Origin of the sequence: Paenibacillus sp. Soil766, from assembly GCF_001428105.1 — a bacterium.
Lineage (GTDB): Bacteria > Bacillota > Bacilli > Paenibacillales > NBRC-103111 > Paenibacillus_E.
Map to the genome: position 1 here is coordinate 25,593 of NZ_LMSJ01000009.1, position 12,904 is coordinate 38,496.

Sequence of the window (12,904 nt, forward strand, 5' to 3'; positions counted from 1 at the left end):
TCGAGCGAATTCGTGATTCTCGGGTGTTTAGGAGGGTTCAACTTTGCATACACATCCATTCATTCACATATTAAAAACGGAACTCGTTGTCGCGCTTGGCTGTACGGAGCCGGTTGCGATCGCATTGGCTGCCGCCAAAGCAAGAAGCTATGTGAAAGGTCCTATTGAGAAAGTAACCGTTCATGCCAGCGCTGGGATCATCAAGAATGCTCTGGCCGTTGGGATTCCAGGTACGAATTTAACCGGGATCGACTTTGTCGCGGCTTTAGGAGCTATTGCAGGGAATGCGGACAAGCAACTAGAAGTGCTTGCTGATATTCAGCCTAGTGATGTTACAATGGCGCAGGGCATGGTAGAGCAGGGCTTATCGGTGGTTCATCTAGCTGATACGACTAGAAAATTGTATATTGAGGTCGTCGTTCACACAGAGCAAAGTTATGCAAAGGTTGTCATTACGGATAATCATACGAATATCACATTAGTTGAGGTAAATGGAAAGGTCGTTGAATCGGGAGGCTGTGCCAACGCGAGCTTCAAGAGCTCTAAAGAGGAGCGTGGCGAGCTTTCGATCGATGGTATTGTAGATTTCGTAAATACAGTTGATCTAGCAGAGCTCCAATTGGTCAAGCAAAGCATTGAGTTGAACCGCAAAGCTGGATTAGACGGATTAGCGAATGACTATGGTCTCCAAGTCGGAAAGACGATCAAAGAAAATGTGCAGAGAGGCATTTTGTCTAATGATCTCATCTCACATGCGATGGCCTTGCTTCCGCGGGGTCAGATGGTCGTATGGCTGGATCAAGCATGCCTGTAATGGCGAATTCGGGCAGCGGGAATCAAGGGATTGCTGCGACGAATCCTGTTATTGCGGCAGCAGAGAAACTTGGCTCATCGGAAGAACAACTTATTCGTGCTGTGACTTTAAGTCATTTAGTGACGATTCATATCAAATCCAAATTTGGTCGGTTGTCCGCTTTATGCGGTGTCACTGTATCTGGGACAGGTGCTAGCTGCGGGATTACCTATCTGCTCGGCGGTGGGAAGAACGAGATTAAAGCCGCGATTCAAAACATGCTCGGTAATGTAACGGGGATGATGTGTGATGGCGCCAAAGGCGGCTGTGCGATGAAAGTTGCCACCTGTACGAGTGCGGCGGTTCAATCTGCGCTTCTCGCTTCGAAGGGGATGACCATATCCTCGACGAATGGTTTTATTGAAAATAACGCGGAGAAAACGATCGACAATTTCTGTCGGATCGGCAATGAAGCTACTTCGGATATTGACAAGCTAGTCCTCGAAATGATGTTAAATAAAATTAAATAATGCATTTTCCAAAATTTATTGTTTACGTAACTCCCGTAATTTGATAATATTATCGCAATAACAAATGCGTTGAAGAGATGAGTAAATAAATGCAATCTTTTACAGAGAGCTCCGTCCGCTGAAAAGGAGTAAAGAGAACTTTATTGAACAAAGCCTCAGAGCAGCACATCGGAACTCATCGTGGGGGATGGTGTGACAGGAGCTCCTGTTATAGAGCTAAAGTATACGCAAGGCTTCGGCCTGTCGTACTTGAAGAGGCTGATATGGCGACATATTAGTGAAACTGGGTGGTACCACGAGGATATTAATCTCGTCCCTAAGACTGGCAATAGTCTTGGGGGTGGGATTTTTTTGTTATTGCGTAAGAAATATTGCACACTTACTATAATAATAAGCACACAGTAACAGGCAGTTTGAATTTACTATTGAGATGCTTATCATCAGTATCATACGAATGTGAAAGGATTTGAATATAGAATGTCGAGAAAATTAAAAGCAGGTATTGTCGGAGGAACTGGCATGGTTGGCCAGAGATTCGTTGAATTGCTGGATCAACACCCATGGTTTGAAGTGACTGCCATTGCAGCAAGCAGCAGCTCAGCAGGTAAAACGTATGAAGAATCTGTTCAAAGCAGATGGAAATTAGCTACACCGATCCCTGAAAATGTGAAACAGATTATCGTGCAAGATGCATCGAAAGTGGAGGAAGTTGCCTCTGGGGTTGATTTTATTTTCTGTGCAGTGGATATGAAAAAGGATGAAATTAAAGCGTTAGAGGAAGCCTACGCCAAAACAGGTACTCCTGTTATCTCTAATAACTCAGCTCACCGCTGGACGCCAGATATTCCGATGGTCATCCCAGAAGTAAATCCAGGTCATATCGAGATTATTGCTGCGCAAAGAAAACGTCTTGGTACATCAACTGGCTTTATCGCAGTAAAACCGAATTGCTCGATCCAAAGCTACGTGCCAGCCCTGAACGCTTTGTTAGATTTTAAACCAACGAATGTGGTTGCTTCGACATATCAAGCGATCTCAGGCGCAGGTAAAAACTTCACAGATTGGCCAGAGATGCTGGATAACGTTATTCCTTACATCGGCGGGGAAGAAGAGAAAAGTGAGCAAGAGCCGCTGCGTATCTGGGGCAATATCGTTAATAATGAAATCGTAAAAGCAAGTTCTCCTCTTATTACGACGCAATGTATCCGCGTTCCAGTAACAGACGGACATTTGGCAACGGTGTTTGCATCTTTCGAGAATAAACCTTCGAAAGAAGAAATTCTTGCTCGTTGGTTGAACTACAAAGGTCGTCCGCAAGAGTTGAATCTGCCAAGTGCGCCGAAACAGTTCATTACTTACTTCGAAGAAGAAAATAGACCGCAAACGAAGCTGGATCGTGAGATTGAGCGCGGTATGGGCGTTTCCGTTGGACGTTTGCGTGAGGATTCCATGTTCCAATATAAATTCGTTGGATTGTCGCATAACACATTGCGCGGTGCAGCAGGTGGTGCGGTTCTAATCGCTGAGTTATTGAAAGCGGAAGGTTATATTCAAGTGAAATAACAGGTAAACAGCAAGCATCTGGGATGCTTGCTGTTTTTTATTTTTATTGACTCGGGTAGCGTTCCTGCAGGAATGTGACGGATTGGCTGATTAGAGCTTTTAAAATATCAACGTTGATATCTCCTACTTTATTGATATAGACACACGCTTTGGCAGCCTCATGCTTACCAAGCTGATTTAATAACTCCTCTCGATCGGTATCGCCGGTTGCAAAATACAAGCTGATTTTGGCTTTACGCGGTGAGAAACCAACTAAAGGGGCATCGCCTTCATGACCGGAGGCATATTTGTAATGATAAGTGCCAAAACCAATAATGCTTGGACCCCACATTTTGGGTTCATAACCGGTCACTTTTGTGAAAATATCTAATAATTGATAAGCGTCCTCACGCTTTTTAGCACTTTCCACATTTTCGATAAACTCAAGGACACTGCTATCTGTTTCTTTCGTTTTGGCTTCGTATGCCATAGAAAACACTCCTTATGAATGATACCGATGTGATGGCGAGTCAAGCTCATTTTACCAAAGTATGGCTTGAAATAGAAACATTTATCAGAGAACGATCGTCTAATACAAACGACTGGAATTGCGTATTATCACGTGGAAGAGGGGTGGGGATTATTACATGTGGACAAAAGCATATTGGTACTCAATCGCTCTATGTACGATTCTTATTGTTGTCCTGATGACGGGTTGCGGTGATCGCAAGAAAGTAGAAGCGCAAGTCGAAGTAAATGGGAAAATCACGGCAATCAATGAAAAAGGTAGTTTTCTGGTCGTTTCAACTGATAAATTCATTGATCAAGATAAGAAAATGCCAGATGCAGCTTGGTATAGCATATCAGACCATGCAGTTATAAAGTTTAAAGGGGAAAAGCTGCAATTGAATGAGGTTCAGATTGGATCTACAGTCAAAGTATGGACGGACGGTATGATGCTGACGAGTTACCCTGGTCAAGCTGCAGGGTTAGGTTTTGAAATCATAGCACTGGATAATGGTGCCGGTGATGCAAGCGGTATAGTTACAGGATTAGTCTCAACTGGTGAAGGTGTTAATGTGGAACGTTTCATTGAAATCGATGGTGTGAAACATAGACTTCTTCCGTTTGCGCAACTAAGAAATGGAAGCGAACCAGCACAATTCTCCGATATAATTGTTGGTAAGCAGGTGAAAATTTGGTTTGCTGGCTATGATTTTGGAACCGAGAAGTTTGTGACTAAAGTCGTCATAGCTCGTTAAGATGCAGGGACATCAATTTCGTTGAGTGGTTAGAGAGTAGAGTAGAGTTGGAAAGAGAGTAGAAATTGATTAGCTGGAGAAACTCCATCTATTTTGTCACATTGGAATGAAATTTAGAGAATAGATGGAAAAATTACGTCTAATTCTCCCGACTTTGTTGATTTCGGCGGTTTAGGTTAAAAATAGCTGTACTTTTTACAGTTATTTCTAGTATTGCTTAGAATGACATCATATTAGCTGTATATTTTCCATCTATTCAAAAGGAGGTGTGCGAATGAGCCAATCGAAAGAGTTAGAAATTGACTTAAACCTCGTGGAACAACTGGTCCGTTCCCAATTCCCTCAGTGGGCAGAGCTGCGTCTCCGACCTGTAGATTCAGCTGGAACTGACAATGTCATCTATCGGCTTGGTGATGATATGGCGGTTCGGCTGCCTCGAGCGGAATGGGCCATAGGACAAGTTGAAAAAGAGCAGCGTTGGTTACCCAAGCTAGCCGCGATGATCCCGCTATCCATTCCAGTACCCTTAGCACAGGGCGTTCCAACGGATGATTACCCATGGTTCTGGTCTGTGTACCGCTGGTTAGATGGCGAGAATGCGACAGTTGGTCAACTGGACAGTTACAACCAGGCGGCAACAGCTCTTGCGCAATTCATCAACACCATTCAGACAATCGAACCAACTGATGGTCCTGGTCCAGGTACACACAATTCTGGCAGGGGTGAACCTTTGGCCAGGCGAGATGCGGCTGTTCGAGAAGCCGTCGCAAACTTGAACACCATTATTGACACGGATGTGGCTTTGGCTGTATGGGATTCAGCACTTCAAGCACCTGTATGGCAGGGACAAGGCGTTTGGATCCATGGAGATTTACATCCGGGGAACCTTCTCATTGCACAGGGACAACTTAGTGCCGTGATCGATTTCGGTACGTTAGGTGTAGGGGATCCTGCTTGCGACCTCATGGTTGCATGGACGTTTCTCACGATAGAGAGCCGAGAGGAATTCCGCTCTTTGCTTACAGTCGATGAAGCAACATGGTTGCGAGGACGCGGGTGGGCGCTTTCGTTCGGATTAATTGCTTATGCTTACTACATAGACAAGAACCCAGGATTAGCCGCTATATCCCGACGAACGATTGATGAGGTTCTTCATGAACACGTGAATATGTGAAGCGTTGAGAATAAAGAGATTTATGTTTACGATGATTTGTAGATAGGAGAAATACATCATGCTTACTGCCATCTTCCAAGGAATTCTTTTATCAGCAGGTCTGATCTTGCCGTTAGGTGTTCAAAATGTATTTGTTTTTAATCAGGGTGTGACACAACCGCGTTTAGCAAAGGCATTACCTGTCGTTCTTACAGCATCTCTGTGTGATACGGCACTCATTACTCTAGCTATTCTAGGCATATCCGTCGTTATAGTCACTATACCTGCTATTAAGCTCGTACTATTCATACTCGGTATACTGTTCCTAATTTATATGGGGATTGTTACTTGGACAAGTAAACCTGCCACCATGTCATCTAATGAGAAAGCATTATCACCTAAAAAGCAGATCGCATTTGCCGCATCGGTTTCACTTTTAAATCCTCATGCTATATTGGATACGATTGGAGTCATTGGCACCAGTTCTATCCACTATGTTGGATCAGAAAAATGGGTATTTGCAATCGCTTGTATACTGGTCTCTTGGATTTGGTTTTTTGCTCTTGCCGTCGTGGGAAGACAGGTTGGGAAATTAGATAAATCTAACACATTTATGATGGTTCTCAATAAAGTTTCGGCATTCATCATGTGGGTGACTGCGGCATTGTTATTGAAGCAATTATTCTAAAAGTAAGGAAGGGAAATTTTCGGATTTTCACTTGATTTCCACTGATTTTCCCGACTATAATAAAGGTGATATTTGGTATGTGTAACTGGCGAAACGTAGATCACTACGGGGGAGCACATATTCCATAACAGCCGTTCGCCTGGGCAAAGTATTTGATCAATTGATCAAATACTTTTTTTAATTCGAGGAGGAGAAGGCAATGGAACGAGCTAGAAATGTGGCGGTCCTCGTGTATGAAAAGGTAGATCTATTGGATATTGCAGGCGCATTTGATGTGTTTGCGGTATCGGGTAACTGGGGCAAAGATTTCAAAGTTTACACGGTAGGCGATAATCAAAGACCTGTGAATACAGTCAGTGGACTTACGATTCAACCCAAATACAGCTTAGAGAATTGCCCATTGCCAGACATTTTAATCGTACCCGGTGGTCTAGGTTCACGCACTGAAATGAACAACGCAACGACTACACATTGGATTAACCAAACTGCTGCTCGTGCTGAAATCGTATTGTCAGTGTGCACAGGTGCGCTCTTGTTGGCGAAAGCAAACTTACTAGATGGATTACGAGTAACAACTAATCGCAATGCATTTGATTTATTACGCGAAATTGCACCACCTAGTGCTACGATTGTCGAAGATGTAAGGTATGTTGATAACGGTAAGATTGTGATGTCCGCAGGGGTTACCGCGGGATTCGATGCTGCGCTTTACGTCATTGCTAGACTATTTGGCGAAGAGAGAGCTCTCGCTACCGCGTCTAAGATTGAGTATCATTGGCACAAAGATGTGACAACGGCTGCGCTGCAGCAGAACGATGTATTTCTCATAAGGAAAGCACTAATAGAAGATTAGACACTGAATGACTATGATCGGAGCCTTGGATTCATTCATCGTGGGAGGTATGATGGCCTTGGCTGGAGTGCTCATTTATATGAACGTGAAATTGAATAACGAATGTAATCGCAAATCTCATATAGCTGTCCGACAAGTAGAGTTATCTATTTGAGGGCAGCTTTTGTATGTTAAATAGCTTAAATGAATCGAATCGATATTTTTGGAGAAAAATCAATAAATCGTTCTATGAAGTAGCGGATTTTGTTTCTTGTAGGGGTGTAGGGAAGTTCTTAGAATGAGAGGGGGCTTCCACCGGTTTGTTCTCATCCCAGAGCTCTTTATGATAGACTAAGAAAATATTTGACAATGAACAGCTGAAGCGAGGGATATTCACGTGCCATTACTAAACTGGTTTTCATCGTTAACCTTAAAATATCGCCTTTTTCTGGCTTTCATCGTACTTATTCTTCTGCCATTCTCCGTCTTGGATATTTATAATTTTCAAAAGGTGAAGCTCAACTTACAACGAAAAACGAGTGAACAAAGCCTTGTGCAAATGAACAAAATGAATGAATCACTTGAAAGTCTGCTCGCTACGACGTTCAAGACAATTACGATGTTCGAGCAGGATTCATCCGTCATTACGGTGTTAAAACAGCCGGAAGCCGTCGATCAAATCATGAATCAGCGTAAAATCGAAGAACGATTTCGCTCAGTAACGAACAGTCTGTTCATCTCCAGCCCACCCGTTTTCTATACAATTGTTGATTTACTCGGTAATGTGTATACCTCTTTCCCGCCAGCAAAGCGATTAGATTATGAAGCGTTACAGGCAAAACCATGGTTCCAAACTGCTTTAACGGCCTCAGCACCGTACCAATGGCAATTGGAAAGCAATGAAGTGCTGTTTGATGTAAACAAAAGCCCGCAGCTTGTTGCTATTTCAACACCCTTAAGGGATGCAGACAGCACCATTCGAGCGATCATCCACATAGCAGTGGACTATGAGAGTTGGTTTAAATCAGCTACTAACGGTAGTCCAACATCGGATAAGTACTATTTGATTGATCAAAAAGGAAACGAGATTGTACATGAGGGGACAGATAAATCGCCTATGCCACTTGCGGCACCAATCATCGATCGCTTGCTTAGAGGCGGCTCAAGTAACGGCTTTTTCACACAAGAAAGTACGTTTATTAACTATACAATCGTCCCATCCTTTCATGCGTATTTAATCAAAACCGTACCATCCAACGTACTCTTTGCAGAGCTACGATCGATTCAGAACGCCTATATGGGCACACTTATTTTTTTCACAATAGCCTTCATGATTATCACGTTTCTTATCTCATCCGCGGTCACGCGACCACTTCGACTCATTCAAGCTAAGATGCTCGATGTCGTTCGTAAAGAGCTGAAAGTACGACTCCCTGATCAAAAGTATGGCGGGGACATCCAGCCGATTGTACAAGCGTTCAATCAAATGATTGTCGATATGAACGGTCTCGTACAGCGCTTAAAAGTAGAGGAACGGCAGAAGGAAGCCAGTCGATTTCAAATGCTGCTTTCGCAGATGAACCCTCATTTCTTGCTGAATACATTGAACACAATTCGCTGGTTGGCATTGGAAAAAGGGGACAACGCGATTCCAAAGATTTGTGTGTCGCTTGGAAGATTGACAGAGGCAGGACTTAAGCTCGATGTAGATCTCATCCATTTGGAACAAGAGCTAGAACTTGTCCGAGGATATGTCTATATCCAACAATTCCGATATGATCAACAATTTCAAGTTGACTATGTGTATGCCGATGACTTGAAATATGCACTCGTTCCGAAACTTAGTCTTCAACCGATTGTTGAAAATGCCATTTATCACGGAATATCGCAGATCCAAGAGAAAGGACACATTTCGATTCATGTATATCCGGAAGATACTCACCTTATCCTGGAGGTGGTCGATAATGGTGTCGGTCTCGCACACAGTGAAGGTTTGTCCAAAGAGGATCATAATGGCATTGCCTTACAAAATTTGAGGGAGCGTTTAGCCCTTCTGTTCAAGAAAGAAGCGAGCTTTGAATTCATGCCTGTTTCACACGGTTGCAAGGTTCGTATCCAGCTACCGCTCTTAATGTCCACACCCTATCAGAAAGGAAATGATTCTCATGTGGACCGTACTACTCGTTGAGGATGAGGTTTTCGTTCGAAGAAAAGTGAAAGAAACGATGCCTTGGAAGGAAATGGGCTTCACCATCATTGGAGAAGCAGGTAATGGCTTAGAGGCGATGGGGAAAATCCGGGAATGCCAACCTGACGTTGTCATCACAGATATTGTGATGCCGCTGATGAATGGTGTGGACTTATTGAAACAAGCTCGAAGGGAAGGCTTCACAAGCCGTTTTGTCATGTTGACTGTTATGAGTGATTTCGAGAATGTTCAGCAAGCGCTGGAGTTCGGAGCAACTAGTTATATGCTCAAGCTCTACATGGACCATGTGACTTTAGCGGAGACGATGAGTAAGGTAGAGAAAGAGCTTATTGAACGTAGAAATTCTGAAATGCGAGAAGCTGATAGGGTGTATCATAAATTATGGAAATTAATGATAGGTGGAGCTGAATCCACGGATGGAATGGGAAGCGAGATTGTTGTTCCTGGTGTTCATGGACGTGAATTGCGCATCATCGCGGTACAACACGGACGTTCAGCATACACACTTGACGATTTCTTGGGACATAACTTGATGGGAACAGATATGGCATCTGCAGCTGTCTGGCATATGTTGACCATCGAAGGTGTTAGCTACTTATTCATGTGGCTGCCAGCTTCTTTTCAATTCAGTATGCTTACGGAGTATACCTTACCCTATAGCGTGATCTATACCGAATTAACCCCAGCTGTAAAGCTTATAGAAGCTTGGCAGAGCGTCCTTGTAGCATTAAATATAGAGTGGTACAATCCTGCTTTCCGTGCGAAACTATGCACTGCTATAGGCTCTCCTTTGCATGAAACTGCGGATACATGGGGGTTGGAGCATGAAATCTGGCACAACGTAGAGCAGCTAAGATGGGATGCCGTTGTTGGAGCTGTGAATGAACTGTGGGAGAAATTCGAAGTTCAGCATGCTCCGCAGCAGCAAGTGAAGCAGGCAGCCGCGAGAATTGTCCATTTGTGCGCGAGAATATCTCAACTTCCTACTTCTGACGAAGAGGTGCTGCTCGCACCCGACCATTTACGTCTTAAATCAGCGTTCTTGGCTCGGTTGGAAGCCCATTTCAAACATTTGAGCGCTTCGCGTATTCCTATATCTGATCATCCGGAGATTAACAAGATCATCTCCTATTTGCATGAACATTATGCAGAAGAGATTACTTTAGACACATTGGCAAAGTTAGTTTGCATGGATGATAAATATGTTAGCAGTTTATTTAAGAAGAAGTTGGGACTTAGCATTATTCACTATTTGCATCAGATTCGAATTGAGCTTGCCCAAAGATTGCTGCGCGAAACGGATCGAACGATTAGTGAAATAGGTGAACGAGTCGGGTTCGCGAATGATAATTATTTCATTAAGATTTTTAAACGTTCCACTGGCGTGACGCCTGCTAGCTTCAGAAACCGGACGTAACCCATTTCGCGATTTTTCGACAATGTGACTTTTGTTCTATAGATTCAAGGATTCTGTTTCTTATTCGCATTCGCAATGGGTGATAAAGTAGGTACTGTAAGTAATCAATTGCAGGAGGTCAATCCAAATGACAAAGAGAAAGAACACAATGATGCTTGGTGCACTAGCTCTTACTTTAGGTCTTACAGCATGTGGGAATACGTCTGGTGACTCAGCCTCCAGCAGCACCAGTACTACTAGTCCTAGTACTACAGCAGCTGCTGGTAAGGTCGTAAAGCTGAAAATGTGGGGTGGTGTTCCACCTGAGTCCGGTCCTCAAGCGGTGGTTGATAATTGGAATGCGAAAAACCCAGACATTCAAGTGGAGTACGAACGCTATGTAAATGACGATGCAGGTAATCTGAAATTAGATACGGCACTACTCACGGGTCAAAGTGTTGATTTATTCGTGAACTATACGGGCACAGCATTGAAGAAGCGTGTGGATGCGGGTGTAGCGTTGGATTTGAGCAGCTATTCGGATTATAACATTGAGCAGAAGATGGGTTCGACGACGAAGGATTGGCAAGTTAATGGTAAGTATTACGGTATTCCAACCGTAAAGAGTACGTTCTTCGTGTGGTTTAACAAAGAGATGCTCGATCAAGCTGGTCTCAAAGTGCCTACGTCCTGGACATGGAAGGATATGCAGGATTATGCAAGCAAATTGAAGGCTGATAAGCGCTTTGGGCTTGTCCAGCATCTAGAATCTTTCCCTGATTCCTTAGATTCCGCATTGACGCACGATGGTTACACGAAGAAAGATGGCAGCTCCAATCTTGATAATCCATTGATTGGCACTTGGTTAGATACACTGAATACCATGATGAAGGACAAGAGTACGCCAATGCTTGGCGAACAGCTGACAACCAAAATGCCTGTAGAAACGATGTTTCTTAAAGGTGAAAGCGCCATGCTGAATGCTGGTTCATGGATATTCCGGAATTCCAATAACCTGAAAGATAATCCAAGGACGTTCAAAATCGCTTTCGCACCGGTTCCGAGACTAGACAGCAATGAGCAAAATGCTATTGGCCGCGGTGGGTTAGGAGATTTCGTTTCGATCAATGCGAAGACGGCTAATAAAGATGCAGCATGGAAATTCTTGAAATGGTATGCAGACGGAGGTTTACTGCCGCTGGCTTCTGGCGGACGAATTCCTGCTTCCAAAGACGCGAATGTTGAGGATGCTTTAAAGCTGTTATTAGGTGAAAACGAGAGTACGTATGATATTCCTTCTTTGAAATATGTCCTGTTCGAGAACAAGACGCCTACGTTTACACGTAACCTGCCTCAACAAGTCATGGATCTGCGCAGAGAGGAATATGAGAAGTTTTTCTTAGGCAAGCAAGATACAGGGACGACTTTAGCTGCGATGGTTAAACGCCATAATGAATATATGAAAACAACGAAATAATTAGGAAAGCAGGGGGATTGGCTTCGGCTGGTTCCCCTGTATGCCTACTAAGGGAGGTTATCGGATGTGAAGAAAAACTGGATGGCTAGACAAAGTTTTACCGGCTATTTATTTATTGCACCTAACATGATAGGCGTTATCCTCTTTTTTATAATACCGGCGATATTCTCATTCGGCCTCATTTTCACTAATTATCAATTCGCCAATCCTAATTATCATTTCGTAGGCATTGATAACTTCAAGCGTCTAATCCATGATGATCTATTCTATGTTTCGCTTCGAAATACAGGCTGGTATCTGCTATCGGTACCTATTTCCATTATTCTTGCGTTTCTTGTAGCGCTTATATTGAATAAGCATGTGTATGCCAAAGGATTGCTGCGTGCCATGTATTTCCTTCCTTACATTACAAGTGGTGTGGCTGTAGCTTTCGTATGGATGCTACTGTTTCAACCTTCAGAAGGCCCGATCAATCAACTGTTAAAAGCAATAGGCATAACAAATCCACCAGGGTGGCTTTCTACAACGGAAACGTCCATGATGGCCATTGATATTATCTGGATCTGGTTCATGCTCGGCTATAATATGATTATTTATTTGGCAGCCTTACAGGAAATTTCACCCGAACTGCTTGAAGCTGCTAAAGTGGATGGCGCGAGCGGGTGGGTGAAGATCAAGTCAATTATTTTTCCAATCGTTAGTCCGACGACGTTCTTGCTTCTCATTACCGGCTTAATTATGACGATCAAATCCTTTGGTTTGATTCAAGCGATTACACAAGGCGGTCCAGGGAACAGTACAACAATATTGTCTCTATTCGTCTATAAAAATGCGTTCGGCTATTATGAGATGGGCTACGCATCCACGATTTCTTGGGTACTATTCTTAATTATCGCGGCGATTACGTTCGTCCAATGGTTTGGCCAAAAGAAATGGGTTCATTATTAAGATAAGTAGACAACGTAACGAACATAGCCGATCCTTCGGCGAATAATTGAGTAGGAGGTAACCTCTATGGCTAC

Annotated in this window: 10 protein-coding genes, 1 pseudogene, 1 riboswitch and 1 other annotated feature; of the genes and pseudogenes, 10 read left to right on the top strand and 1 reads right to left on the bottom strand. The window is 43.4% G+C overall.

All coding sequences use genetic code 11. From position 1 onward, the window contains the following. Positions 1–43 precede the first annotated feature (43 nt). Positions 44–1,323: pseudogene (locus ASG89_RS38435) on the top strand (serine dehydratase subunit alpha family protein). A 60-nt stretch (positions 1,324–1,383) separates the two neighbouring features. Further along, positions 1,384–1,644: a binding site (T-box leader), on the top strand. Positions 1,645–1,800: 156 nt separating this feature from the next. Next, positions 1,801–2,886, top strand: coding sequence for an aspartate-semialdehyde dehydrogenase (gene asd / locus ASG89_RS07700; RefSeq protein WP_082592855.1), 1,086 nt, complete (start codon positions 1,801–1,803; stop codon positions 2,884–2,886). Between the two features lie 43 nt (positions 2,887–2,929). Here the strand turns inward: asd and ASG89_RS07705 are convergent, their stop codons facing one another. Continuing rightward, complete coding sequence (locus tag ASG89_RS07705; protein ID WP_057310018.1) at positions 2,930–3,355, bottom strand: DUF1801 domain-containing protein; 426 nt, start codon at positions 3,353–3,355, stop codon at positions 2,930–2,932. A gap of 157 nt (positions 3,356–3,512) precedes the next feature. On the opposite strand from ASG89_RS07705, the gene ASG89_RS07710 reads away from it, so the two are divergent. The 8 genes from ASG89_RS07710 to ASG89_RS07745 all read left to right on the top strand — a co-directional run bounded on the left by ASG89_RS07710 (position 3,513) and on the right by ASG89_RS07745 (position 12,830). Further along, complete coding sequence (locus tag ASG89_RS07710; RefSeq protein WP_057310019.1) at positions 3,513–4,127, top strand: DUF3221 domain-containing protein; 615 nt, start codon at positions 3,513–3,515, stop codon at positions 4,125–4,127. A gap of 274 nt (positions 4,128–4,401) precedes the next feature. Next, positions 4,402–5,301 carry an aminoglycoside phosphotransferase family protein gene (locus ASG89_RS07715; protein WP_057310020.1) on the top strand — a complete coding sequence of 300 codons (900 nt, stop codon included), beginning with the start codon at positions 4,402–4,404 and terminating at the stop codon, positions 5,299–5,301. 58 nt (positions 5,302–5,359) lie between these two features. Next, positions 5,360–5,968: a LysE/ArgO family amino acid transporter gene (locus ASG89_RS07720; protein WP_057310021.1), complete on the top strand. Its 609-nt coding sequence runs from the start codon at positions 5,360–5,362 to the stop codon at positions 5,966–5,968. Positions 5,969–6,039: 71 nt separating this feature from the next. Then, positions 6,040–6,120, top strand: a riboswitch (ZMP/ZTP riboswitch). Between the two features lie 47 nt (positions 6,121–6,167). After that, a complete protein-coding gene (locus ASG89_RS07725; protein WP_057310022.1) occupies positions 6,168–6,821 on the top strand; it encodes a DJ-1/PfpI family protein in 654 nt (217 codons plus the stop codon). Between the two features lie 490 nt (positions 6,822–7,311). Beyond that, positions 7,312–8,988 carry a cache domain-containing sensor histidine kinase gene (locus ASG89_RS07730; RefSeq protein WP_414813253.1) on the top strand — a complete coding sequence of 559 codons (1,677 nt, stop codon included), beginning with the start codon at positions 7,312–7,314 and terminating at the stop codon, positions 8,986–8,988. After that, complete coding sequence (locus ASG89_RS07735; protein ID WP_057310024.1) at positions 8,966–10,426, top strand: helix-turn-helix domain-containing protein; 1,461 nt, start codon at positions 8,966–8,968, stop codon at positions 10,424–10,426. Before ASG89_RS07730 ends, ASG89_RS07735 begins: the two co-directional genes overlap by 23 nt. Positions 10,427–10,553: 127 nt before the next feature. Next, the gene (locus ASG89_RS07740) at positions 10,554–11,882 is read left to right on the top strand and encodes an ABC transporter substrate-binding protein (protein WP_057310025.1); all 1,329 of its coding nucleotides are present in this window, start codon (positions 10,554–10,556) and stop codon (positions 11,880–11,882) included. Positions 11,883–11,948: 66 nt separating this feature from the next. Next, on the top strand, positions 11,949–12,830 hold the full coding sequence (locus tag ASG89_RS07745) for a carbohydrate ABC transporter permease (protein ID WP_057310026.1): 882 nt from the start codon (positions 11,949–11,951) through the stop codon (positions 12,828–12,830). Positions 12,831–12,904: the final 74 nt, after the last annotated feature.